Source organism: Vibrio sp. 10N.222.52.B12, assembly GCF_002875385.1.
Lineage (GTDB): Bacteria > Pseudomonadota > Gammaproteobacteria > Enterobacterales > Vibrionaceae > Vibrio > Vibrio jasicida.
In genome coordinates this window covers 18,061-42,696 of sequence record NZ_MDAW01000121.1, presented here as the reverse complement: position 1 = coordinate 42,696, position 24,636 = coordinate 18,061, and the positions used below count along the sequence as shown (strand labels likewise).

The 24,636-nt window shown below is 44.6% G+C and carries 20 protein-coding genes and 1 tRNA gene; 11 read left to right on the top strand and 10 right to left on the bottom strand.

The genetic code is table 11. From position 1 onward, the window contains the following. Nucleotides 1-44: 44 nt before the first annotated feature. The 3 genes from BCT11_RS14240 (at nucleotide 45) to BCT11_RS14230 (ending at nucleotide 4,277) form a co-directional block, all read left to right on the top strand. Entirely contained in the window at nucleotides 45-1,769 is a 1,725-nt protein-coding gene (locus BCT11_RS14240; protein ID WP_102388569.1) for an acetolactate synthase 3 large subunit, read from the top strand. A gap of 1 nt (nucleotide 1,770) precedes the next feature. Further along, nucleotides 1,771-2,265 carry an acetolactate synthase small subunit gene (gene ilvN, locus BCT11_RS14235; protein WP_009843336.1) on the top strand — a complete coding sequence of 165 codons (495 nt, stop codon included), beginning with the start codon at nucleotides 1,771-1,773 and terminating at the stop codon, nucleotides 2,263-2,265. A 131-nt stretch (nucleotides 2,266-2,396) separates the two neighbouring features. After that, nucleotides 2,397-4,277, top strand: coding sequence for a diguanylate cyclase (locus BCT11_RS14230; protein WP_039974700.1), 1,881 nt, complete (start codon nucleotides 2,397-2,399; stop codon nucleotides 4,275-4,277). A 74-nt stretch (nucleotides 4,278-4,351) separates the two neighbouring features. On the opposite strand, the gene BCT11_RS14225 is transcribed toward BCT11_RS14230, so the two are convergent. After that, nucleotides 4,352-5,023, bottom strand: coding sequence for a GntR family transcriptional regulator (locus tag BCT11_RS14225; protein WP_081094899.1), 672 nt, complete (start codon nucleotides 5,021-5,023; stop codon nucleotides 4,352-4,354). A 152-nt stretch (nucleotides 5,024-5,175) separates the two neighbouring features. Beyond that, nucleotides 5,176-6,588, bottom strand: coding sequence for a pyruvate kinase PykF (pykF, locus tag BCT11_RS14220; protein ID WP_038866152.1), 1,413 nt, complete (start codon nucleotides 6,586-6,588; stop codon nucleotides 5,176-5,178). 432 nt (nucleotides 6,589-7,020) lie between these two features. On the opposite strand from pykF, the gene BCT11_RS14215 reads away from it, so the two are divergent. From BCT11_RS14215 to BCT11_RS14190, 6 genes are all read left to right on the top strand, one after another. Beyond that, on the top strand, nucleotides 7,021-7,782 hold the full coding sequence (locus BCT11_RS14215) for a DeoR family transcriptional regulator (RefSeq protein ID WP_102388568.1): 762 nt from the start codon (nucleotides 7,021-7,023) through the stop codon (nucleotides 7,780-7,782). Between the two features lie 115 nt (nucleotides 7,783-7,897). Next, complete coding sequence (gene glmS / locus BCT11_RS14210; protein ID WP_038866157.1) at nucleotides 7,898-9,730, top strand: glutamine--fructose-6-phosphate transaminase (isomerizing); 1,833 nt, start codon at nucleotides 7,898-7,900, stop codon at nucleotides 9,728-9,730. 221 nt (nucleotides 9,731-9,951) lie between these two features. Further along, entirely contained in the window at nucleotides 9,952-11,067 is a 1,116-nt protein-coding gene (locus BCT11_RS14205; protein ID WP_102388567.1) for a DUF481 domain-containing protein, read from the top strand. Between the two features lie 131 nt (nucleotides 11,068-11,198). Next, nucleotides 11,199-11,576, top strand: coding sequence for a DUF3316 domain-containing protein (locus BCT11_RS14200; RefSeq protein ID WP_042599770.1), 378 nt, complete (start codon nucleotides 11,199-11,201; stop codon nucleotides 11,574-11,576). Nucleotides 11,577-11,670: 94 nt separating this feature from the next. Further along, nucleotides 11,671-12,360, top strand: a complete 690-nt coding sequence (locus BCT11_RS14195; protein WP_042605336.1) for a heavy metal response regulator transcription factor — start codon at nucleotides 11,671-11,673, stop codon at nucleotides 12,358-12,360. Then, complete coding sequence (locus tag BCT11_RS14190) at nucleotides 12,353-13,747, top strand: heavy metal sensor histidine kinase (protein WP_042605337.1); 1,395 nt, start codon at nucleotides 12,353-12,355, stop codon at nucleotides 13,745-13,747. The genes BCT11_RS14195 and BCT11_RS14190 overlap by 8 nt, the downstream gene beginning before the upstream one ends. Here the strand turns inward: BCT11_RS14190 and BCT11_RS14185 are convergent. The 6 genes from BCT11_RS14185 to BCT11_RS14160 all read right to left on the bottom strand — a co-directional run bounded on the left by BCT11_RS14185 (nucleotide 13,701) and on the right by BCT11_RS14160 (nucleotide 21,072). After that, nucleotides 13,701-14,345, bottom strand: a complete 645-nt coding sequence (locus BCT11_RS14185; protein ID WP_042605338.1) for an HAD family phosphatase — start codon at nucleotides 14,343-14,345, stop codon at nucleotides 13,701-13,703. The genes BCT11_RS14190 and BCT11_RS14185 overlap by 47 nt on opposite strands. A gap of 108 nt (nucleotides 14,346-14,453) precedes the next feature. Then, a complete protein-coding gene (locus BCT11_RS14180; protein WP_005437418.1) occupies nucleotides 14,454-14,984 on the bottom strand; it encodes an MltR family transcriptional regulator in 531 nt (176 codons plus the stop codon). 84 nt (nucleotides 14,985-15,068) lie between these two features. After that, a complete protein-coding gene (locus BCT11_RS14175; RefSeq protein ID WP_038878278.1) occupies nucleotides 15,069-16,217 on the bottom strand; it encodes a mannitol-1-phosphate 5-dehydrogenase in 1,149 nt (382 codons plus the stop codon). Between the two features lie 114 nt (nucleotides 16,218-16,331). Further along, nucleotides 16,332-18,284 (bottom strand): PTS mannitol transporter subunit IICBA, encoded by a 1,953-nt coding sequence (locus tag BCT11_RS14170; protein WP_102388566.1) that lies wholly within the window; start codon nucleotides 18,282-18,284, stop codon nucleotides 16,332-16,334. 591 nt (nucleotides 18,285-18,875) lie between these two features. After that, on the bottom strand, nucleotides 18,876-20,639 hold the full coding sequence (locus BCT11_RS14165) for a GNAT family N-acyltransferase (RefSeq protein ID WP_102388565.1): 1,764 nt from the start codon (nucleotides 20,637-20,639) through the stop codon (nucleotides 18,876-18,878). 142 nt (nucleotides 20,640-20,781) lie between these two features. Further along, nucleotides 20,782-21,072, bottom strand: a complete 291-nt coding sequence (locus tag BCT11_RS14160) for a hypothetical protein (protein WP_042605341.1) — start codon at nucleotides 21,070-21,072, stop codon at nucleotides 20,782-20,784. 163 nt (nucleotides 21,073-21,235) lie between these two features. Between BCT11_RS14160 and BCT11_RS14155 the strand changes: the two genes are divergently transcribed. Together BCT11_RS14155 and BCT11_RS14150 are read left to right on the top strand one after the other, a co-directional pair. Beyond that, nucleotides 21,236-21,955, top strand: a complete 720-nt coding sequence (locus tag BCT11_RS14155; protein ID WP_054756221.1) for an SIMPL domain-containing protein — start codon at nucleotides 21,236-21,238, stop codon at nucleotides 21,953-21,955. Between the two features lie 232 nt (nucleotides 21,956-22,187). After that, nucleotides 22,188-22,460, top strand: a complete 273-nt coding sequence (locus BCT11_RS14150; RefSeq protein WP_038866173.1) for a hypothetical protein — start codon at nucleotides 22,188-22,190, stop codon at nucleotides 22,458-22,460. An 84-nt stretch (nucleotides 22,461-22,544) separates the two neighbouring features. Here the strand turns inward: BCT11_RS14150 and BCT11_RS14145 are convergent. Both BCT11_RS14145 and rpoD read right to left on the bottom strand, forming a co-directional pair. Next, nucleotides 22,545-22,620, bottom strand: a tRNA-Ile gene (locus BCT11_RS14145). Nucleotides 22,621-22,764: 144 nt separating this feature from the next. After that, entirely contained in the window at nucleotides 22,765-24,618 is a 1,854-nt protein-coding gene (gene rpoD / locus BCT11_RS14140; RefSeq protein ID WP_102388564.1) for an RNA polymerase sigma factor RpoD, read from the bottom strand. Nucleotides 24,619-24,636 lie beyond the last annotated feature (18 nt).

Genomic DNA, 24,636 nt, shown 5'->3' with positions numbered 1-24,636 from the left:
ATCCGTTGGCCTTACGGAGAGGAAAACTGGTAAGGAGAGCAATTATGACAGCAATGTTGTCAGGCGCAGAGATGGTAGTGCAATCTCTGATCGAAGAGAGCGTAGAGCAAATCTTTGGTTACCCTGGTGGATCCGTTCTGGATATCTACGATGCACTGCACGCAAAAACCGACCAAATTAAACACGTATTAGTACGACACGAGCAAGCTGCGACTCACATGGCCGATGGTTATGCTCGCGCAACCGGTAAGCCGGGCGTAGTGCTAGTATGTTCGGGTCCTGGTGCAACCAATACCATCACGGGTATTGCTACAGCGTACATGGACTCGATCCCAATGATCGTTATTTCAGGTAACGTGCCGAATAATCTTATCGGTAACGACGCCTTCCAAGAGTGTGACATTGTGGGTGTATCTCGCCCTGTCGTAAAACACAGTTTCTTGGTTAAAAAGGCAGAAGACATTCCTGAGACGATCAAAAAAGCGTTTTATATCTCGACAACTGGCCGACCTGGTCCGGTTGTGATTGATTTGCCGAAGGATATTTTGAATCCGCAAATCAAGCTTCCTTACGAGTATCCTGAAAACATCTCGATGCGTTCGTACAAACCAACGACCTCAGGCCATAAGGGCCAGATCAAAAAAGCGCTTAAAGCTCTAGTAGAGGCGAAGAAGCCGGTTCTTTATATTGGTGGCGGTGCGGTGATTTCCGGTGCGCATGAGCACATTCAAACCTTATCCGATGAATTGAATCTGCCCGTTGTTAGCACCCTGATGGGTTTAGGTGCCTTCCCAGGGACGCATAAGAACTCGTTGGGAATGTTAGGTATGCACGGTACTTATGAAGCCAATATGGCGATGCATGAAGCCGACTTAATCTTTGGTATTGGTGTGCGCTTCGATGATCGTACGACGAATAACTTAGAAAAGTACTGTCCTAACGCGAAGATCATGCACATCGATATTGACCCGTCTTCGATTTCGAAAAACGTCAAAGTGGATCTGCCTATCGTAGGTTCTGCCGATAAGGTGCTCGCGACCATGGTTGGCTTGCTGAATGAGCAAAACAGCAGTAATGATACGCAAGCCATCGCTAAGTGGTGGAAAGACATCCAAGTATGGCGTGAGCGTGATTGCCTAGCATATGAGACCTCTCCGGAACGCATTAAACCGCAACAAGTGATTGAAACGCTGCACAAGCTCACCAATGGTGATGCTTACGTGGCATCGGATGTAGGTCAGCATCAAATGTTTGCCGCGTTGTACTACCCATTTAATAAGCCGCGTCGTTGGATAAACTCTGGCGGCCTTGGCACTATGGGCTTCGGCTTGCCTGCTGGTATGGGTGTGAAATTCGCGATGCCAGAAGAAGAAGTGGTGGTTGTCACTGGTGATGGCAGTATCCAGATGAACATTCAAGAATTGTCGACGGCAATGCAATACGACATTCCAGTGAAGATCATCAACCTAAATAACCGATTCTTAGGCATGGTAAAACAATGGCAAGACATTATTTACCAAGGTCGTCACTCTAACTCGTACATGAGTTCTGTTCCTGATTTTGCTGCAATTGCAGAAGCTTATGGCCACGTCGGTATCCGTATTGAAACGCCAGATCAACTTGAAGCGGGTCTACAAAAAGCGTTGGATATGAAAGATCGTTTGGTGTTTGTCGACATCAACGTAGATGAAACCGAGCACGTATACCCAATGCAGATTAAAGGCGAGGGTATGGACAAAATGTGGCTAAGCAAAACGGAGAGAACGTAATATGAGACACATTATTTCTTTGTTAATGGAAAACCAACCTGGTGCATTGTCTCGCGTTGTCGGTCTGTTTTCTCAGCGTGGTTACAACATTGAATCGTTGAACGTATCTCCAACCGATGATGAAACCTTGTCGCGTTTGAACATCACGACCAACTCTGATGAGATGCAATTAGAGCAGATTCAGAAACAACTGCATAAGCTTATTGATGTGCTTAAAGTTCAAGAGGTGACAGAGTTTGAACACATTGAGCGTGAGCTGATGATGGTGAAAGTGAAAGCGAGCGGCTTTGCGAGAGCAGAAGTGAAACGCACGGCTGACATCTTCCGTGGGCAGATTGTTGATGTGACCGCTTCTCAATACACCGTTCAGTTGGCGGGAACCAGTGAGAAGTTGGATGCGTTCATTCAAGCTATTTCAGAAGTGACTGAAGTGGTAGAGGTAGCACGAAGTGGTGTGGTTGGGGTTGCTCGCGGAGAGCGCTGTCTTAAGCCGTAATAACTGAAACCTTCTATCCAAGTCATTGGGTATTTGTGATAAGCCATCGTGAAATCGATGGCTTTTTGTTTAGAAAATAACAACTGATGATATAATTGATGGTTTCGTAAACAAAATGGGTAGTAGTACGCGTGAAAGTCAGAAGGTTAGTCGGCTCTTTGTTGGCGACAACGCTATTTTTTAGCGCGTTAATCTCTACCTATTATTATCAAAAATACCAAAGCTTGTTGGCTAATAATGTAGAAAATACGGCCAAGGAAGCACTTCATCAATTGGCCTATTCTGAACGTGAATACAATAACGTTCAGGACCAAATATCCTCCATTAGCGACCTGCTCGGTCACAGTCAAAGTCTTTATGACTATTTACGACACCCTAATCCCAAAAATTTAGCGATTCTAGAAGAGGTGTGGAGTTCAGTTGCGGTGAACCAAAAGTGGTACACGCAGATCCGCTTTTTAAACCTTGCTGGTCGAGAGAATGTCCGTATTAACTACGACTTCAAAACTCGTACTGCGGCTCCTGCTCGTAAGCTTCAAGACAAGTCCGAACGAGAATATTTTCTTTATGCGCAAAACCTTAAAGACGATCAAATTGGGTCTTGGGGTATTGAATTAGAAAAAGAAAATGGTGACTTGATTCACCCATATCGACCATCAGTTCGAATCATGATGCCTGTCGCGATGAATGGGGTACGAGAAGGGTACTTGGTATTAAATATCGACGTTCAATACCTCTCCTCCCGATTGAACTATTCACCGGTTCGAGATTTCAACATCGAACTGATTAACCAGCCCGGTTTTTATGTCGCGAGCTTACACAGTGACAAATTGTATGGCGACATCATTCCAGATCGTGATCGCTTTAATTTTGGCCTAATGCACCCAGACATTTGGCAAAATATGGGCTCAGAAAAAATGGGTTTTGGGTATGACGGTAAACACCTCATTGCGTTCAACACCATTGAGTTTGTCCCTGGTGAACCATTGCATCTGATCATCGATCTTTCTCAAGAACAACTGCTTGAACGAGCAGAAAGAGATATTGATGACTTAGCCCAAGAAGCCTTATTTGTCCTCAGTTTGATGCTGGTGTTCGCTTTGCCGATTACCACGTTGGCACTCCATTACCGTCGGCATAGTATCGAATCCAAGTTGGCTCGTGCCGCGTTGGATGGCATGACCGCTGTGATGATTTCAGACACATCACATCGCATCATGATGGTGAACCAAGAGTTTGAGAACATGATGGGCTACTCATCAAATCGATTGCGAGGTTGGAACGCTCATAATCTGATTTTCTTGCCGGAAGACATTGAAAACATCCTTTCGATTTGGAGTAAGTTGGGTGTGGAACATGTTTGGGAGGGGGAAGTTCGTTGTCGAACGAAGCTCAACCATGTATTTACGGCCATCATGCGTATCCAAGCTATCATGGCCAAATCAGGAAAAGTCAGTTACTACATTACGTCGTTGGTGGATATTTCTGAACGAAAATTGTTGGAAGAAAAATTACGTAACTTGAGTGAAAAAGACGGTTTAACCAGTCTTTGGAACCGTAGGAAGTTTGAAGAACAATTGACGCAGCATGCCAATATGTTTGAGCGTTATCCTGATACCCCCACAACTTGTTTGGCGTTGTTTGATATCGACCACTTTAAGCGCATCAATGATGAACTCGGTCATGATGAGGGTGACAAAGTGATTCTTAGTGTCGCGGAGACGTTGCAAGAAGGCGTTAGAAATACCGATTTTGTCGCCCGTGTTGGTGGTGAAGAGTTTGCGGTGATCATGCCTCATACTTCGACACAAGAGGCGGAAGTGGTATTGAACCGATTGCGAGTTGCGGTAGAACAGAATTCAGAACAGTCGGTGACGGTGAGTGTCGGCTACAGTGATTTAACCGCGGATCGCACTCGCACTTATAAGTGTGCTGATATTGCTTTGTATGAATCGAAAAGTGCAGGGCGTAATCGAGTCTCGATTTGTCACAGCTTTGATGATATAGCGTAACCTACGTCGCTTTGAAGGCGAATACAAAAAAATCGGGTACTTCCCGATTTTTTTATGGCTAGACTTTGTGCGATTTAAGCGGTTTCAATCGCCAATTCAATACGCTCCATTGAGCTTAGCAAGTGCTTATCAAGTAAGTCCATAGCTTCTTCGCTGTTCTTCGCAAGTACCAACTTCATGATCATCTCATGCTCATCAATGTTGAACAGTACATCCTTTTCTGAGCTTAATGTTTGCATTGCGAAGTAACGGTAACGCTTGATTTGATTGATCAGGTCACTGAAGAAGTCAAACATGTTCTTAGAGTCTGCCCCTTCCAATAGAGAAATATGGAATTGATGGTGGCGTTCTTCCCACTCTTTCCAGCAGAAAGTTTCATCGAAGTTCAGGCGAGACAATTTGTGGTATGACGTTAATACATCCAGTTCCCAGCTCTCATCACCCGCTAAAATCGCCTTCTTAAGCAGAACAGAAGAAACAACACGAAGGCTTTCGTAAAGGTCATTCAGCTCCTTTTTACAGACAGGGGCAACCCAACAGCCTTTTTGCGGTTCAAGCTTTACATACTTGCTCCAAGACAGTTGTACAAGTGCTTCGCGAATAGGTGATGCACCTACGTTGTACTTCACTTTCAGATCAGCAACTACAAGCTTTTGACTTGGTTTGAGTTCACCAGTCAGGATGTCCTGACAGATCATTTTTGCAACTTTATCGGTAAGGGTAGGACTGGACACAAGCAACCTCATGAAATTTTTATTATCGTAACGACAACTAAACAGTACGTAGTTCGGTTGTGATTGATAATACAGCGTACTGATTATGAGGGCAAGATTAAATATATAAAAAAAGAGGGCCGAAGCCCTCTTTTTTATTTAACTGATGATTGAATTCTTCAGTCTTATAGAACGTGTACAGAAGCTGTGTTCGTTGTGCCTGAAGCTACTAGAGCACCAGAAACCATAACAACGATGTCGCCTTTGCTGCCGAATTCAGCTTCAAGAGCGTATTCTTTACCCATTTTGTAGAAAGCATCTGTGCTGTCGATAGACTCAACAAGAACTGGACGAACACCTTTGGTAAGAACAAGCTGAGCAGCTGTCTTTTGGTTAGTTGTCAGTGCAATGATGTTTGCAGTTGGGAAGTATTTACGTACTGAACGTGCAGATTTACCGCCTTCAGTTGCAACGATGATTAGAGGAGCTGCTAGTTTTTCTGCTGTGTCTACTGCGCCTTTACATACTGCTTCAGTAATGCGAAGACGTGGGCTGTCTAGACGAGAACCTAGTTCAGCTTTAAGAGCAGAATCAGTACGGTTCGCGATTTGAGCCATGATAGTAACAGCTTCAACTGGGTACTTACCTTTAGCAGTTTCACCAGAAAGCATTACTGCGTCAGTACCGTCCATGATTGCGTTCGCAACGTCACCCGCTTCTGCACGAGTTGGACGTGGGTTGTTGATCATAGAATCAAGCATTTGAGTTGCAGTGATAACCATCTTACGTGCACGGTTACACTTCTCGATCATCATTTTCTGAGCGAAGATTACTTCTTCAGCTGGGATTTCAACACCTAGGTCACCACGAGCAACCATGATACCGTCAGAAAGCTCTAGGATTTCGTCGAAGTTATCTACACCTTCTTGGTTCTCGATCTTAGAGATGATGTGGATATCGTTACCGCCGTTTGCGTCTAGGATCTCACGGATTTCTTTAACGTCAGATGCTTTACGGATGAAAGAAGCAGCTACGAAATCAACGCCTTGCTCACAACCAAATTTAAGGTCAGCTTTGTCTTTCTCAGAAAGAGCTGGAAGTTGAACAGAAACGCCAGGAAGGTTAACACCTTTGTTTTCGCCTAGTGCGCCGTTGTTAAGAACTTTACACTTAACTTCTGTTTCAGTCGTAGAGATAACTTCCATTTCAATTAGGCCGTCATCTACTAGGATTGTGTTACCAGCGTTTAGGTCTGCTGCGAAACCAGCGTAAGTTACCGCTACAGTCTCTTTGTTACCAACAACTGAAGTATCAGTTGTGAAAGTGAATTCTTGACCAGCTACTAGATCTACGTCGTTACCGCCTTCTAGCTTGATAGTGCGGATTTCTGGGCCTTTAGTATCAAGAAGGATAGCAAGTTGCTTACCTACTTTGTCCATTACTTCGCGGAAGTTCGCAATACGAGTGCCGTGCTCTGCGAAATCACCGTGAGAGAAGTTAAGACGCATAACGTTCATGCCTGCGTTTACTAGTTCAGTTAGCTTCTCTACAGATTCAGTTTTAGGGCCAATCGTACATACGATTTTGGTCTTTTTCATGGAAGATACTCTCCGGTAAGTATAGTTACAATTTGAAAGTCGGTTATTTAGTCTGAAGTTAGGCGCTTTTGATGGCATTTAGTGCCTGCCATTCACCGATTTTCCGCCTCATTATTAGAACTTCAGATTCTGAAAGTCTTTCACCAAGTTTAGTCATTTTATGACTAAAAGATCGGCGATTTTGGTTACCTTTTTGTGACTAATCCCACTTTATATGCAGAAAGTTGCAAAAAAATAACCGTCAATTCTGTAATTTTTTTTCTTTTCGGTGGCGAATTCTACCACCGAATGAATCCAATATCACTGTTTAAGAATTGTCTTAGGACAAGGTTTTAACGAGAAATATTAATTTTTTGGATCGAAATAAATGGACTTAAAAGTTTCGATTTGACTATAATAAGTTTCAAGTCGAAACTTAAAGTCAAAACTTAAATGTCGAAACGAAACACTCAATTAAGAAGACACGCCATTTCTAACCTAGTAAATGAGCTTGGGGAAGTCAGCGTTGATGAGCTGGCACAAAAATTTGAAACCTCAGAGGTCACGATTAGAAAGGACTTAGCTTCTTTAGAGAAAAACGGACAACTTTTGCGCCGTTACGGTGGCGCCATTGCGATTCCAACGGAAGTTATCCATGAAGAAATGAGTCCAAATGTTTCGAGTCGAAAGTTAAGTCTGGCAAAAGCAGCGGCATCACTGATCCGAGAACATAACCGAATTGTGATCGACAGTGGCAGTACAACGGCTGCGCTGATTCAGCAATTAAATGATAAACGAGGCTTGGTTGTCATGACCAACTCGTTGCATGTCGCCAATGCACTTAACGAATTAGAGAGCGAACCAACCTTGTTAATGACAGGCGGAACTTGGGATACGCACTCAGAATCCTTCCAAGGCAAAGTAGCCGAATCTGTATTACGTGCTTACGACTTCGACCAGTTATTTATTGGTGCTGATGGTGTCGATTTAGAGCGCGGAACTACCACGTTTAATGAGTTAATTGGCTTAAGTAAAGTCATGGCAGAAGTGTCTCGTGAAGTCATTGTCATGATTGAGTCTGAGAAAGTGGGACGCAAGATCCCGAACTTAGAACTCGCTTGGGACCAAATTAATGTGTTGGTTACCGATGCAGAGTTACGACCAGAACACAAAGTACAGATTGAACAACATGGCGTTAAGGTTATTTGCGCCTAATCTTATAATGTAATCAGTTTCATATTTCACTTCCCTCTGGATAAAGGCCTTTGCTTGCTGCCTCTATTTGAAATCATGCCCAGGGAAGAACAAAACTACAAACGGAGATAAACACATGTGTGGAATCGTAGGTGCAGTAGCACAACGAGATGTTGCAGAAATTTTAGTTGAAGGCCTACGCCGCTTGGAATACCGCGGTTACGACTCTGCGGGCGTTGCGATTGTTGATGGTGAGACAAATTTAACGCGTATTCGTCGTCTAGGTAAGGTACAAGAGCTGGCCGACGCAGTAGACGAAGCGAAAGTGATCGGTGGTACTGGTATTGCGCACACTCGTTGGGCAACACACGGTGAACCTTCAGAAGTGAACGCACACCCACACATGTCTGGTGACATCGCAGTGGTACACAATGGCATCATCGAAAACCATGAAGAGCTACGTGAACTGCTTCAATCTCGTGGTTACGTATTTGAATCTCAAACGGATACTGAAGTTATCGCTCACATGGTTGAGTGGGAGCTTCGTACTTCAGAAACGCTACTAGAAGCGGTACAGAAGACAGCAAAACAATTGGATGGCGCATACGGCACGGTAGCGTTGGATCGTAAAGACCCTTCACGCATCGTAGTGGCACGTTCAGGCAGTCCAATCGTCATTGGTTTTGGTGTGGGTGAAAACTTCCTTGCTTCTGACCAACTTGCGCTCCTTAACGTAACACGCCGTTTCATGTACCTAGAAGAAGGTGACGTAGCTGAGATCACTCGCCGTGACGTGACTGTATTTGATGCAACAGGTGAGCGTGTAGAACGCGAAATTACAGAATCAAACGCTGAACACGATGCGGGTGATAAAGGTCAATACCGTCACTTCATGCAGAAAGAAATTTACGAGCAACCAACTGCGCTGATCAACACAATGGAAGGTCGTATCACGGCTGATTCTGTTGTCACTGAAGCAATAGGTGTTAACGCGGCAGAAATCCTAAGCAAAGTTGAGCACGTACAGATCGTTGCATGTGGTACGTCTTACAACGCAGGTATGACCGCGCGTTACTGGTTCGAAGACATTGCAGGTGTAAGCTGTGACGTAGAAATCGCTTCTGAATTCCGTTACCGCAAGTTTGTAACGCGTCCAAACAGCCTATTGATCACGCTTTCTCAATCTGGTGAAACCGCTGATACGCTAGCAGCTCTTCGCCTAGCAAAAGAGAAAGGTTACATGGCGGCAATGACCATCTGTAACGTAGCGGGTTCTTCTTTGGTTCGTGAATCTGACTTTGCATTTATGACCCGTGCAGGCGTGGAAATTGGTGTGGCATCAACTAAAGCGTTTACGACTCAGCTTTCAGCGCTACTGATGCTGGTAACCGCTCTTGGTAAGCAACAAAACCGCATCAGCAAAGAGAAAGAAAAAGAGATCGTAGAAGCACTTCACGCCCTTCCAAAGCAAATCAATGCAGCGCTGTCTTTCGAAAAAGAAATCGAAGCACTAGCACCTGATTTCGCAGATAAACACCACACACTGTTCCTAGGTCGTGGTGAGTTCTACCCAATCGCGATGGAAGCGTCTCTAAAACTGAAAGAGATCTCTTACATTCACGCAGAAGCGTACGCAGCAGGTGAGCTGAAACACGGCCCTCTAGCGCTAATTGATGCTGACATGCCAGTTGTGGTCGTTGCACCAAGTAACGATCTTCTAGAGAAACTGAAATCAAACGTTGAAGAAGTGCGTGCTCGCGGTGGCTTGCTTTACGTATTTGCAGATGAAGACGCTGGCTTTGAAGGCGATGAGACCATGAAGATCATCAAGATGCCACACGTAAGCGAAATCACAGCAGCAATCTACTACACGATTCCAATGCAGTTGCTTTCTTACTACGTTGCACTGATCAAAGGTACGGACGTAGACCAACCTCGTAACTTAGCGAAGGCGGTAACGGTAGAGTAACTACTACAAGGTGTGATTAAGATTACACTTGCTTATGTTGTGCTATGTAAGTAGCCAGAACCTAAAGCGAAGTCACATGACTTCGCTTTTTTTATGTCTGTAGACACGGTTATGATGCGCAATACGTTGACATTCACTTGTTTACTTTCTGACACGTTGAGCGGTCTGCATCACTATCGTAATCCCACTGATGCGGTTTCAATTGAACTGAAAAGGTCATTATGAAAATCAAACTCTTGGCTTTATGTATCGCGTCCTCGCTTTACCATCCATCAGTGATGGCAGAGGAAGAAACACAAGCAGAACAGCGCAAAAGCCAAACCGTATTCATCGATGAAAGCGATGACTGGTTGCAACTCAAATCTGGCGAAGTAATCAAGGGAGAATTGACCGGTACGATCAAGGAAGAAACCAATTCGTTCGATCAAGAGGTTGAATTCGATAGTGATGATCTTGGCGATCAAGAGATCGAACTGGAAGACATTGCGGTGTTAGAAACGGCAAGTTTCTTTACCATCCGGACTTCTAGTGGTGACATCTACGATGGCTATTTGTCGATTCGTGAAGACGAATTATATTTGATTAATGATGGAGAAGAATTGTCGTTCCCTGTTTCCGACGTGGTTTCGATCTATCGAGGAGCTGAGAAAGATTCTGATCATTGGACTACCGAGATCTTTTTAGGGTTGGACATAAGCAAAGGCAACACGGATGAGTTTTCACTGTTAGGTGAAGTCGATGCAGAACGGAACACGGTGGGATCGCGCACTAAGCTAAAAGCCAAACATGAAAACTCCAAGACGAATGATGAGACCACAGCCAATAACAGTTCGTTTGATGGTTCCTACGACATTTACCTAAGCAACCGTCTATTTTTTAGGCCGCTTAAGCTCTCGCTGCTTAGTGATGAGTTCCAAAATATTGATTACCAAGTCAACGCCTCGATGCAGATGGGTTATTTCATCATTGCCAATTCGCAGACAGAATGGGATGTCTCCATCGGTCCGGGTTACCAGTACACCGACTTTAAAACGGTAGAAGAAGGGGAGTCAGGCGATGCGACCAGTAACACTTTAACCTTCGAATCCAATTTTGAGTATGAACTGACAGACGACATCGATTTAAGTCATACCTACAACCTAAATTGGGCGAGCAATGATGCGGGTGGTGCTCGTCATACCAACGAGCTTGGTTTTGATATCGATCTGGTTGATGATCTTGAACTCAGCATTAAAGCCATTTGGGACCATATCTCCGATACCAAAGCCGATGCTGAAGGCGTAGTGCCAGAGAAAGACGACTATAAGTTCCATTTCGGTCTGACTTACGAGATCTGAGTAAGCTGATTATCAGTAATCAATCGCTATTTTGGTTTATGACAAAAATGTCATCTTCACGATAGATTGATGTCAGGTGCGTTGTTGAATAATGAAGCCATTGAAAACAAACACACTCAAAGGTCATCAACATGAAAGCACTGAAAACCGCTCTCCTTGTAACAACAATGGCAATCACTAGCGCATCAGCATTTGCTCAACCGACTTTCACTGGTGGAAAATACATTAGCCGTGAAGAAATGAAGACCATTTCTGTTGAGCCAACAGCAACCTCAGATGCGGCCTATCAACAAGCCTTAGCTGAACTAAACTCTTTAAAAGACATGTCGTCTCATGAGCTCAATAAAGAGTTGAACATCGTGACTTTCGATGTCGCAAGAAACAGCACGCACCTTCAAGACGGTGGTTTTGTTACGGTACAAGAGCGCATGAATGAGCAGGGACAATTGGAATATCAAGGTACTGTGAACGTAAAAGTGAACTACGCGCAGCGCGACAGTAATCGATAAAAATATGGAATGAAAAGAGTATGATGCAATTTGTGTCGTACTCTTTTTGTGATCGCGAATGCCGAGCGCACCCCGTTGAGATAGAGGGCTGAAATTGAAACTACTGATTGTCGAAGATGAAGTAAAAGCAGGGGAATACTTACAAAAAGGGCTGGTGGAATCAGGCTACGTTGTTGATTGGGTTCGCGACGGTGTCGATGGTTTGTATCACGCAACCAGTGAACCTTATGATCTTATTCTTCTCGACATCATGCTGCCCAAGCTCGATGGTTGGCAAGTGCTCAACACGCTGCGCAGTAGCGACATTCATACCCCAGTTATTATGCTTACTGCCAAAGAGCAGATAGAAGATCGCGTGCGTGGCTTTGAGTTAGGAGCGAACGACTACGTGGTAAAACCTTATGCGTTTGCTGAGCTGCTAGCACGCATTCAGAATGTTTTCCGTCATCATACTTCCTCTCGTGTACAGACCTCTTCTCAGACACTGCAAATTGCGGATTTAGAGCTCGATATGATGAAGCGAGTGGCAACGCGAGGTGGGCAAAGTATTACGCTAACGGCAAAGGAGTACGCGTTGCTTGAGCTTTTGATGCGTAAAGAAAGTCAGGTGTTATCACGGACCACCATTGCGTCATTGGTATGGGACATGAACTTTGATAGCGATACGAACGTGATTGATGTTGCTATCAAACGACTGCGCAATAAAGTCGACAAGCCATTTGAAACACCTTTGATTCATACCATCAGAGGGATGGGGTATAAGCTGGAAGCGCTAGATGTTTAAACGCCCAGCCAACCTATCCATGCAAAACAAACTCGTGCTGATGTTTGTCGGCACGACGCTGGTGGTGTACCTCGCTTTAGCCTTTATTCTCTATTACACCATCGAGCGACATTTCTTTACTCAAGACTATAACGAAATGGTCAGCAAATATAATGCGATAGAGAAGACCATGATGGTTTCTCCTGAGTCGGCTTATCTGCTTATCGACAACAGCTCCGCTTACATGTGGGCGTTTGAGGAAGGAGAGCAGACCTACAAAAACTCAACGCTTTCTATTCCTAACAAACTGTCTATCACCTTGAGCTCACCGCAGATTTTGAATCAAAACAATGCGATTGAATGGCATGAAGACTCTTTGGATATTCGAGCCTTCGCCTTTAAAGCTAAAGATGTCACTGTGGTGATAGGCACCAGCATTAACCACCATATACTGTTCCTCAATAAACTGGGGTGGATTCTATTCTGGTCGTTGGGCTTCGCTTTTTTAGCTTCTGCTCTGTATAGCCGAACCATTGTAAATCGAGGTTTGAGGCCGATTCTTACCTTAAACAAACACATCCAACATATTACCCTTGAACAGTTAGATATTCGTATTGACCCTGAGACGTTGCCGATCGAGCTAAGAGAGTTAGCGATAAAGCACAATGCGATGTTGGATCGATTACAAACAGGCTTTCATCGTTTGAGTGAGTTCTCCTCCGATATTGCTCATGAGCTTAAAACGCCGCTAACTAACATCACTACTCAAAACCAAGTAATCCTTGGCGCTGCACGCAGTTCTGAGGAATATCAAGAAGCGATTGCTTCTACTTTGGAAGAGCTTGAACGGATAACCAAAACCATCAATGACTTACTGTATATCGCCAAAGCAGAAAACAAACTGATCCATCGACACAACGAGCACTTCGCGGCTCATGAACAAGTGGCTCATTTGATCGAGTACTTCGAAATACTGGCGGAAGACTCAGCGCTGGGCATTACCACTTCAGGTGAGGCGATGCTGTATATGGACCGAAACATGTTTGAGCGCGCTATCAGTAACTTATTGTCCAACGCGATTCGTCATGCGTATGACGAGACGACGATTTCGGTTGATATTGAGCAGGTTGATGAACTTGTGAAGATAACCGTCAGCAACGTTGGTGAGGCAATTCCCAAGCAAAACCTGCCGTATCTGTTTGACCGTTTTTATCGGGTCGACAAGTCTCGCCAACATTCAGGTAGCGTGGGAGCCGGGCTGGGTTTGTCGATCACTCAATCGATTGTTCACGCCTACGATGGAAGCATCAGCGTCATTTCAGAAGATGGCCAAACCCAGTTTTGCTTGATACTTCCAGCGGCTAAAACTGACTCAGAAGGGGAATCACTTCCTCAAGAGACGCTTTAATGATGACTCTGTCTTTGAGCTCTGGCAGAGGTGGAAGTAAATCCGGAATCATTACAGCTTGGCATTCTGCAGCGAGTGCGGCTTTGATGCCGTTGTTCGAATCTTCCAATACTAAGCACTGCTTGGCGTCCACACCCAAGTGGCGATAAGCCATTTGATAGCAATCAGGGTTTGGTTTACCGCGCTCCACATCTTCGGCGGTAATCACCAAATCGAACTGCGCAAGGTACTCGCTGCCCGCGAAATTGTGTTTTACCTCTGGAAGGTGAGAAGAGGTGACAATCGCGGTTAATAAGTCATGCTGTTTGATGGTATAAAACAGTGCGTCGAATCCGGGTTTGAGCGCAATGCCTTGATTTCTTAGATTATGGAAGTGTTCATCTCGCACGGCTTTATAGCTCGGCATATCGATGGCGTCTTGAAAATGCTCAGAGAGTATTCTTTCACATTCAGGGTCTTGGACACCGATGAACTGCTGGTAGAAATCATCGGTGATGGTTAAGCCTTGCTTGGTAGCGGCGTATTGCCAACTTTGCTTGTAGATGGATTCGGTATCGAAAATCAGTCCATCCATATCAAAAAGTACAGCTTTTAACATTGGGTAGGGCTCCTACGTTTTTGGGTGTAGAGCGGCTGACATTGTTATCTTGTTATACCTAAGCAATCTCGAATCCTTTTGAAGGTAGCTTGGGTATAAAATGTACCCTTAGAATGGGCTCTCTTTGCCGAGTTCATTGCAGATCTCGACAATGGCTAGTGAGAGCCCCGACTTAATGATTTGTTGCTGACGTTGCAGTTGTAGCTGATAAAACTCAAGGTCGATGTCGTCATCTGGTTCGTTGACTTCCAGTTGCACCATGCCCATCTTCTTCACCAAATGCAGCTTTTTGATTGGATCTAGAATATTAGGGTCAGTGAACTCATAGTCAGAAGCGTCGCTATTGAGATGGTTTTTGAGCTTAATGATGTCTTCGATGTCGTGGTAAATATCATCGGGAAGCACACCCAAGCCAAACAATAACTTCAAACGAACAGACAGATCGCCCAGCGGTCCCGAGTCTTGTAACAGCGGACCGACAACCGATTGAACAGCGAAGTTATCTTTACGAAAAATTCTTTGCACTAACCCGTCGATCGAATCGTTAAAAACGTCGACTGCTGCAATGAAAAAGCCTCGTACCGATGGTGCGCTGTTTAATCGCTCAATGATCTCGGTTTCGTTGATGTTATCTGCCATATACTGAATACATTTCTAATTATTAGCTATCCCAACTCTTCATGGAGATGGATATAGAAGGGGAGCCAAGCTCCCCTAGGTAAATCAAAGTTGGTTATAAAGTGTCTCGATTTGAGTCACTTCAGCACTGTTTTCTGCAAGACCCGTGTATGTCGCTAGCGTCTTCTTCACGCCCACTTCTTTTAATGAGTTTTGTAGCTCTACGGCTTGTGGATCAGTGTCGTTAGTGTACTTCAACGCAGCGGCAATGCCTTTCAAAAGTGTTTTATTTTCAGTGCTATACTCAATTGTACCGAGTAAAGGCTTCACTAATCTATCGTTTGCACCTAATTTGCGAATTGGTTGGCGACCTACGCGATCAACCTCATCCACTAAGTAAGGGTTGGCAAAGCGTCCTAGAATCTTCTCGATGTAGGCGTTGTGCATGTCACGGTCGAAGCCGTAACGTTTGATCAGCACTTCACCACTCTCTTGCATCGCCTGTTTTACTTCAGCATGAATGCTTGGGTCTTCAATCGCTTCACGAATAGTGCGATGGCCTTTCAAGCAACCTAAGTAAGCGGTAATACAGTGACCTGTATTGAGAGTGAACAGCTTGCGTTCTACGAATGCCATTAGGTTGTTGGTTCTTTCCATGCCCGCGATGTCAGGGATTTCGCCCTTGAATTGCTGTTCATCCACAATCCATTCGCTAAAGCTTTCTACCGTTACTTCTAGTGGGTCATCGTTTGCCGCTTCTGCTGGTGGCACGATACGGTCTACTGCGGAATCGACAAAGCCAACCAACTCGTCTGCTTTTGCGTGCAATGATTCATCCAAGTGTTTGTACACTTCACCTTTTAGATGTGTGGTGCCACGAACCATGTTTTCACATGCGATGATGTTCAATGGTTTATCGTTACCTGCTGTAAAGCGTTTAGCAATGCCGGTAGCGATGGTTTTTGCAATGATGTCCAGTACGTTAGGGCCCACTGCTGTTGTTACCAAATCGGTTTTTACAATGCGGTCGATGACATCTTCACTGGCTGAGTTAACCGCGGTGACGTGAGTTACTGTGTCGATTTGGCACTCAGTACCGACCACTTTTACTTTGTATTCTTGCTTGTGACTCAGTTGGTCGACGAGTGGAGCGTCAACGTCTGCGAACGTCACCTCGACTTCTGCGTCTGCTAATAGTTTACCGATGAAGCCACGACCAATGTTACCTGCGCCAAAATGAACTGCGTTTTTCATAATTCTTACCTACCAATGTCTAAAATGTTGACTAAAACGAATCTAGGGTGAGGCCAACCGCATAGGGGGTGACAGCTGACCTCGGTTTGCTCAGGAGCAAATTAAAGGGAGTGATTAAGCCGCTTGCTGGCCGCCAAGGATGTTCAGAATCTCTTCCACATCGTTGGTGCTAGTTAGCTTCTCAATTGCTTCCGGCTCATCGAGCGCGTTCGTAATGGTGGTGATTACTTGGATGTGCTCATCGTTCTTAGCGGCAATACCGATAACCAGTTTCGCTACATCGTCGTCATCTTCAGTAAATTGGATACCCGATGGGTATTGGCAGATTACAATGCCGGTTTTCTTCACGCGGTCTTTCGCTTCAACGGTGCCGTGAGGTACTGCGATAGATTCGCCTAAGTAGGTTGAAACCAGTGCTTCACGTTCAAACATTGCGTCTACGTACTCTGGTTCTGCGTAGCCTAGTTCAACCAGCTTGTTACCTGCAAAGCGAATCGCTTCTTCTTTGTTGGTTGCTTTCAAACCTAGGTGAATGTTTTCGCGCTGAATTTGGAATACCGATGGTTGCTGTTTTTCAAAGCTGTCATCGTTCGCAGCCATGACCGATACTTTTACCATCTGGTCGTCATTGGCTGCGGATTGTTTTTGAGCGGCTAGCAATTTAGTTACTAGCTGGTTGTACATTTCGCTGTCTAGGAAGTTCGTCAATGAAATGTGGTGTGCGTTTGGAGCATGCTTACGTGCACGATCCGTTAAGTCTTTATGAGTAATCACGATATCTGCACTCTCTGGTAAGCTATTGATAGCAAGGTTGGTTACGTGGACGTTCAGACCCGCGTCTTGAACTTTTTTGCGTAGCATGCTCGCACCCATGGCGCTTGAGCCCATGCCCGCATCACAAGCGACAATGATGCTTTGTACTGTCGCTAGGTCTACGTCACCTTTGCTTTGGCTGTTTACCACCGCATCGTTTTTGGATGCAGATTTCATGTCTTTCATTTGTGATGTTGCTTTTTCTAGTGCTGCTTCATCACCGTCTTCTTCTGTTGACGTTTGTGTCTTCATTAGCAGTGCTGCTACGGCGAATGACACGCCTGTTGCTGCTGCGATAGAAGCTAGTACACCAACGATTGAACCTTTCTGAGTCATCAACAAGATTGCAAAGATTGAACCTGGCGATGCTGGAGAAACGATACCTGCGTTAAAGATAGTTAGAACGAATACGCCAGTCATACCACCTGCGATAGCCGCAAGGATTAGGCGAGGGTTCATTAGGATGTATGGGAAGTAAATCTCGTGGATACCGCCGAAGAAGTGGATGATTGACGCACCACCTGCAGTTTGACGAGCCGTACCTTTACCAAACACCATGTAAGCTAGCAGGATACCTAGACCAGGGCCTGGGTTTGCTTCGATGAGGAAGAAGATCGATTGGCCTGTCTCAGACGCTTGTTGGATACCTAGTGGAGAGAAGATACCGTGGTTGATCGCGTTGTTTAGGAACAGGATCTTCGCAGGTTCAACGAAGATTGAAGTCAGTGGTAGTAGGTGAGCAGAAACTAGGAAGTTAACGCCTGCCGCCAAGCCACCAGAAAGAATTTTTACGAATGGACCGATAAAGATGAAAGCAAGGATCGCACATAGCATGCCGATGATGCCCGCAGAGAAGTTGTTAACCAACATCTCGAAGCCACTTTTTACTTTACCATCGATGTAGTTATCGAATTTCTTGATAGCCCAGCCGCCCATTGGGCCGACCATCATTGCACCCATAAACATTGGGATGTCTGTGCCGACAATCACCCCCATTGTTGTGATTGCACCGACTACCGCACCACGATCGCCACCAACTAATTTACCACCGGTGTAACCGATAAGTAGTGGCAGCAAGTAGGTAATCATTGGGCCAACCATAGAGGCTAACGTTTCGTTTGGTAGCCATCCAGTTGGGATAAATAGAGCAGTGATAAAGCCCCACGCGATAAACGCGCCGATGTTTGGCATTACCATGTTTGACAGAAAACGACCAAAATTTTGTATCTTGATCTTGGCATCTGGTGATATCATAACAATTCCCCGTTCGATGTTCTGATGAATCTTGTTGTAGTAAACGGTTCGCCAAAACCGTTTGTTTGATTGCTTAGTACCCAATCAATTTACCACACATTTTCCAATTGGAACTGACAACGGGTTTTTCGTGATCTACGCCCGCATTTCTTAGGCTGAGAAACGGTTTTTAAGTGACCAAGTTCAACTTATTAACTTGTAACTTAATAACAAAAAGCCACTTTCAAATCTGTCAATAAAAATCTTAGTGATCAATTCGATCTTCTGACAAATTTAAAATCAAAATACTTTGTGACCTTGATCACCTTTGATTTCTTTTGAAATTCAAATTAAATACCAGTAACGATCAATGTCACATTTTGTGCTGGTTTGGTCTGGGTATAAAGTGTGATCTGAGTCGCTTTTGGTGTTTTGTGAAAGTTTGCGACGGGATTGGTGTGATCAATGTCATTGCGATTCTTCGATAGAATGTATTTATAAGAGTCTTTTCGGCATACTTCACGAAGTGTTCTTATCTAATTGATAGAAAAGTAAAAGAGAGTCGCTACATTGCTTTTTATTGACTCACAACTCTCTTCTTACTCACTGCTCTTACTTATGGTTGCTATTAGCATGGTAGGTGAGGTACTCATGAGTTTGCTCGCGTCCCATATACCTTGCCAACGTCTTTTCTTGAACATCGCGCAAATCTACCGTAATCAAACCATCTAGAGCGTTATTGAATGCAGGGTCGACATTGAAGCACACCAGTTTGCCATTGAGGCTTAAGTACTGACGCAGCAAAACGGGGACACCTTTCCCTTCATCAATTCTGGCAATAACGCGTGATAATAACTGTAAGTCCCCCAGAGCGGTAAGCATGCTGGTGTTCCAGTCACGGTGGTGCTCAGGAAGTGGGTTAGAAGGTGTGACGTACTCTGCGCAATTGTTGTCGTAGTGGTGCAGTGTCATTGATTGAGCCAGCAATTGGCGTGCAGTATCGCTATAGTCGTTGCTAATGCTTACCGGACCAAATAGGTGAGTGTAATCAGGGTTTTGATGCACGAAGGTTGCGATGCCTTTCCAGAGCAGCAGTAGTGCGCTCATGCTCTTTTGATATTGCTGCGCAATCACTGAGCGCCCCATCTCGATGGATTTACCCATTTGGTCGATAAAGCGTTGGTCATAGTTAAACAACGTTCGTGAATACAGGCCTGCTACGCCGTGCTTTTCAATCAGTTGATCAACTAGACCTAAACGATACGCGCCCACCAAGCATTGGTTTTCTCTGTCCCACACAAACAGATGCAGGTAATCATGATCGAAATGGTCAATGTCTATTGCTAGTCCCGTCCCTTCACCAACCTGTCGAAAATTGAGCTCACGTAGGCGACCAATTTCATGCAGTAGGGAAGGGATATTCTGCGACTCCGTGCAGTAGACATCGAACTCACCACTTGTTAGCAGCTTGGACTCTTTTGGTAAGCTGTTCAGCTCTTCAAGCAATTCGCCTACGGGTAACCCTGCCGCTATTGGAGAGAGTTGTTCTGATGAAGCAGAGGGTTTTACCGATTGGGTTTCACGATTGAGTAAGTAAGTGTTGAGCCGTAAATAGTTCACCACTTGATCATCGTTAAGTGTGTGTAGCTCTTTGAATTTGATCGCTTGGCCAAAAGATAAATCGATAGTTTGTGCTTGTTTGTTCAGTAGCTCCCGCCCGAGCATTAGGGTACGCAAAAGTGGATGGATTTTCCCTGCCATATAGAAGCGTTTCGAGTTCTGACCACTGATGAACACTGGAACTGTTGTTGCTTTGTTTTTTCGGATTAGGCTGCTTACGCTTCGACTCCACGCTTTGTCTTCCAAGCGTTGCTGTTTGGCATCGACTAACTGGGAAACCTCGCCGGCAGGAAAGACAAGCAATAAGCCGCCACTGGCGAGGTGTTTATTGGCAGCTCTCAGGGCTTTCATATTCGATTTAACGGCGTCTTTGCCTTCAAACACATCAACACCAATAAAGAGCTGATCTAACTCCGGCACGGTTTTAAGGTATTGATTGGCTAGGATTTGGATATCGTCTCTGACCATCAACAGTAATTCAGCCAAGATCACGCCTTCCACACAACCAAGCGGGTGGTTCGCCACAATGACGGTAGCACCTTGTTTAGGAACTGAGTCGAGTGAACCATGAGCAATGCGATAGTCGATACCTAAGATATCCAGCGTGAAGCGAAGAAAAGTTTTGGTATCGGCGTTAACGGGGCGTTGGGCGTAGAATTTATCAAGTTGGTTTAAACCAGTTGCCCATTCAGCAACGTTTTCACCAATGCCAAAAGGCGTTTTACGTGGGAGACGAAAAGGGGTTGAACTATCCATATTTACCTCAGCATATAAGTTGCTGATTGGATAGTAGAAATTACAGATGACAGTTCAGAGGCAAAAGCATGAGCCTTTAGTGACAAAGTGGTGACGCTTTGTTGACCAAAGGCGAAGCATAATGAAGGTGGTATTGGGAAGTTTAAGCTTTATCACCAGCAAACATGAGGATACTAAGAGAGTTGAGTGTTTCACCCAGGCTTTCTAGCGAGCTCAGCACCTGCTTGGTGGGTTCGTTTTCTAGCAGTATACGTCCATCAAAACCTTTGCCCGTGCACGATTCTTCTGAACAAGCCTGTGCATTTTCTTCAATGGTGTTTTCATTAGTAACTTGCTCTTCAGCTAATGATTCTTCAGCTGCAAACTCGTTGGCACTGACACAAAAGCTGGAGAGCAGCAGTCCACAGAGCAATATTAATTTTGTTTTCAACATACTGATAAATTCAAAAATAAAACACTGTTCGATTTTATGTTATCGAGCTCATCATTTCGAGCGATATGACACAAATTTAGCTTTCGGTCGCTATTTTATTGCCATAACTAGACTATCTTATCGACATAACAAATTGATTGATTGAGCGAAATTAGGAGTATGAATGGAGCGAATTACCAATAAGTCGTCAGTATGGCTGGGGTTAAGCCTGATCATTGGTCTTGGTGTCCTGGGTTTTTTTATCCAACAGACGGCGATTAAGTACAAAGCTTACGAGCGAGTGGTTACCGTGAAAGGGCTATCTGAACGTGAGTACCCCGCGGATACGGTGATTTGGCCGATTCAGTTTACCGTAGCGAGTAATGACATGCCGACGATGTTTGATGAGATTGATCAACAGACGAAGCTAGTACTCGATTTTCTCGCAGCAAAGGGACTGGATGAATCCAACTTCTCATTATCCTCTCCAGCCGTAACAGACCGCAAAGCACAGCAATATAGCAACGAACAGGACATTGAGTATCGTTACTTAGCCAATCGAACGGTGACGGTCTACAGCCAGAACATTGATGTCGTTAGAGCGGCTATCAATGAAATCGGCGAGCTAGGCAAACAGGGTGTGTTGCTTAACCAAGATCCTTATGCAAATCGCATTGAATACAGTTTTACTAAGCTTAATGACATCAAGCCAGACATGATTGAAGAAGCGACTAAGAACGCTCGTGAAGTGGCAGAGAAGTTCGCGAAAGATTCACAAAGCTCGCTTGGTAAAATCAAGCGTGCGACGCAAGGTCAGTTTTCCATTTACGATCGTGATAGCAACACGCCTTATATTAAAAAAGTACGCGTTGTTTCAACCGTTCAATATTACTTGTCCGATTAACTCTACGTCTTACTATCCACTGAATAAAAAAGTAAAAGCCAGTCATTTGATTGGCTTTTTTAATGCTCAATCAATTGCATTCTAGTTGCCGCTATTTTTCTTATTTGTGCAAGTGATCTTTTATAAAACTAAGTTCTTATTTGTTCGGCCGTGAAGTTGATAAAAGTCAATTCAGATAGGGGGTTAGAGGCGTAATTTTGACCGCACTTATTCGCTAGAAGGAATTACTAGAATGGCTTACAAACATTACCTCAGAGAATTGCTTGGTTTAGCAATTGTGGTTTCTGTGGTGTTCGGTGCATTGAGTGTGTTGTTGGATTTATGTGCCTTGGTGGCGTTTTGTGAACATCAAGAAGATACGGCTCAATTGTTTTTCCATGAATCGTTTTATTTTGTCGCGTTCTTGATCCCCCCTTATTTTCTGTGGAGAGCGATCAATCGCCCAGACTTAGTCTCTGCAACACAAGAGTATCAAGCCTCAAGGTGCGAGCTAGAACGTTCGTAAAACTAATAAGCTTAGTGGCTTAAATGAAGCGCGTTTCCAAAAACAAAAAAAGCTCGTAGATTTCTCTACGAGCTTTTCGAAATTTGGTGGCCCCTCCCAGACTTGAACTGGGGACCAATCGATTATGAGTCGACTGCTCTAACCACTGAGCTAAGGGGCCTTAATAGGTCAACGATTATAGGGGAAGCGTTGCAAGGTGTCTAGCCACTAGGTAGGGCAATTGCGCTTAGTTTTTATTCACTTAGCTTCACCGATAATAAAAAAGGTGACACTCGGTCACCTTTTTTGCTTTTAATCGCTTCGATTACTCGTCTAGGAAGCTGCGCAGAGTTTCTGAGCGGCTTGGGTGACGCAGTTTACGTAGTGCTTTCGCTTCGATCTGACGGATACGTTCGCGAGTAACGTCGAACTGCTTACCAACCTCTTCTAGAGTGTGGTCAGTGTTCATGTCGATACCAAAGCGCATACGAAGAACTTTTGCTTCACGTGGCGTTAGGCCTGCAAGTACGTCTTTTGTTGCCATTTTCAGGCTTGTCGCAGTTGCTGAATCTAACGGCAGTTCTAGCGTTGTATCTTCGATGAAATCACCTAGATGCGAATCTTCGTCGTCACCGATTGGTGTCTCCATAGAGATTGGCTCTTTAGCGATTTTCAGTACTTTACGAATCTTGTCTTCTGGCATTTGCATGCGCTCTGCCAGTTCTTCCGGTAGCGGCTCACGCCCCATCTCTTGCAGCATTTGGCGAGAGATACGGTTTAGCTTGTTGATCGTTTCGATCATGTGTACCGGAATACGAATCGTACGTGCTTGGTCCGCGATTGAACGAGTGATTGCCTGACGGATCCACCACGTTGCGTAAGTCGAGAACTTGTAACCACGACGGTATTCAAACTTATCTACTGCTTTCATCAGACCGATGTTACCTTCTTGGATTAGATCCAAGAACTGTAGACCACGGTTGGTGTATTTCTTCGCGATAGAAATTACTAGACGTAAGTTCGCTTCAACCATCTCTTTCTTCGCACGGCGAGCTTTTGCTTCACCGATAGACATACGACGGCTGATGTCTTTAATGTTTTGAACGTTTAGAGAAGTCTCTTCTTCAATCATTTTTAGCTTCATGATTGAACGACGGATTTCTTCTTCGCTACGTTTGATTTTTTCAGCGTAAGGCTTATCAGATGAAAGAATTTCATCTAGCCAAGCTTCGCTTGATTCATTGCCTGTAAATAGCGCGATGAATGATTTCTTCGGCATTTTGCCGTATTCAACCGCTGACTTCATGATCAAACGTTCTTGAGTACGAACGCGATCCATCGCAGTACGAAGCTCGTTCACGAGGTGATCGAACTGTTTTGGTGTTAGACGGAATTCTCTGAATACGTCTAGCATCAATTCGTTTGCAACGGTTGCTTTCGGGCTTTCGTAGCCGTGTTCGTTGATCGCAAGTTGAAGGTTTTGGTACGTGCTGCGTAGCTGGTTGAATTTCTCAAGCGCTAGCTCTGGGTCAATACCTACATCTTCTTCAGAATCATCTGAATCGTCATCACTCTCTTCATCTTCTTCTGCGTCTTCTTCGTCTAGTTGAGATTCAGACAATTCAGAGCCGATGTGCGTTGCTGTTGGAGCAGCAGTGTCATCTGCGTCAGGGTCAACAAATCCAGAGATAAGGTCAGTTAGACGAAGTTCTTCTGCTTGAACTTTGTCAAACTGCTCAAGAATGTATGGGATAGTGCCAGGGTATTCAGCAACAGACGATTGAACTTGGTTAATACCTTCTTCAATACGTTTTGCGATGTCGATTTCGCCTTCGCGAGTCAGTAGCTCTACAGTACCCATTTCACGCATGTACATGCGCACTGGGTCTGTTGTACGACCAATTTCACTTTCTACGCTAGAAAGTGCAGCGGCTGCGGCTTCGGCAGCATCTTCATCGGTAATGTTTGTGTCATCGTTCAGTGCTAGATCATCGGCATCAGGAGCAGTTTCAACTACTTTGATACCCATATCGTTGATCATCTGAATGATGTCTTCTACCTGTTCTGAATCTACGATTTCAGCAGGTAGGTGGTCATTTACTTCGGCGTAGGTCAGATAGCCTTGTTCCTTGCCTTTAATAACAAGTAACTTTAGCTGTGACTGCGGATTTTGATCCATAGACGGTATCCAACTTCG

Excerpts from the sequence above, each read along its gene's own strand:
- BCT11_RS14240 (WP_102388569.1), top strand. The coding sequence starts at position 45 with ATGACAGCAATGTTGTCAGGCGCAGAGATGGTAGTGCAATCTCTGATC.
- ilvN (WP_009843336.1), top strand. The coding sequence starts at position 1,771 with ATGAGACACATTATTTCTTTGTTAATGGAAAACCAACCTGGTGCATTG.
- BCT11_RS14225 (WP_081094899.1), bottom strand. The coding sequence starts at position 5,023 with ATGAGGTTGCTTGTGTCCAGTCCTACCCTTACCGATAAAGTTGCAAAA.
- pykF (WP_038866152.1), bottom strand. The coding sequence starts at position 6,588 with ATGAAAAAGACCAAAATCGTATGTACGATTGGCCCTAAAACTGAATCT.
- BCT11_RS14215 (WP_102388568.1), top strand. The coding sequence starts at position 7,021 with ATGTCGAAACGAAACACTCAATTAAGAAGACACGCCATTTCTAACCTA.
- glmS (WP_038866157.1), top strand. The coding sequence starts at position 7,898 with ATGTGTGGAATCGTAGGTGCAGTAGCACAACGAGATGTTGCAGAAATT.
- BCT11_RS14205 (WP_102388567.1), top strand. The coding sequence starts at position 9,952 with ATGAAAATCAAACTCTTGGCTTTATGTATCGCGTCCTCGCTTTACCAT.
- BCT11_RS14200 (WP_042599770.1), top strand. The coding sequence starts at position 11,199 with ATGAAAGCACTGAAAACCGCTCTCCTTGTAACAACAATGGCAATCACT.
- BCT11_RS14190 (WP_042605337.1), top strand. The coding sequence starts at position 12,353 with ATGTTTAAACGCCCAGCCAACCTATCCATGCAAAACAAACTCGTGCTG.
- BCT11_RS14185 (WP_042605338.1), bottom strand. The coding sequence starts at position 14,345 with ATGTTAAAAGCTGTACTTTTTGATATGGATGGACTGATTTTCGATACC.
- BCT11_RS14180 (WP_005437418.1), bottom strand. The coding sequence starts at position 14,984 with ATGGCAGATAACATCAACGAAACCGAGATCATTGAGCGATTAAACAGC.
- BCT11_RS14175 (WP_038878278.1), bottom strand. The coding sequence starts at position 16,217 with ATGAAAAACGCAGTTCATTTTGGCGCAGGTAACATTGGTCGTGGCTTC.
- BCT11_RS14170 (WP_102388566.1), bottom strand. The coding sequence starts at position 18,284 with ATGATATCACCAGATGCCAAGATCAAGATACAAAATTTTGGTCGTTTT.
- BCT11_RS14165 (WP_102388565.1), bottom strand. The coding sequence starts at position 20,639 with ATGGATAGTTCAACCCCTTTTCGTCTCCCACGTAAAACGCCTTTTGGC.
- BCT11_RS14160 (WP_042605341.1), bottom strand. The coding sequence starts at position 21,072 with ATGTTGAAAACAAAATTAATATTGCTCTGTGGACTGCTGCTCTCCAGC.
- BCT11_RS14155 (WP_054756221.1), top strand. The coding sequence starts at position 21,236 with ATGGAGCGAATTACCAATAAGTCGTCAGTATGGCTGGGGTTAAGCCTG.
- BCT11_RS14150 (WP_038866173.1), top strand. The coding sequence starts at position 22,188 with ATGGCTTACAAACATTACCTCAGAGAATTGCTTGGTTTAGCAATTGTG.
- rpoD (WP_102388564.1), bottom strand. The coding sequence starts at position 24,618 with ATGGATCAAAATCCGCAGTCACAGCTAAAGTTACTTGTTATTAAAGGC.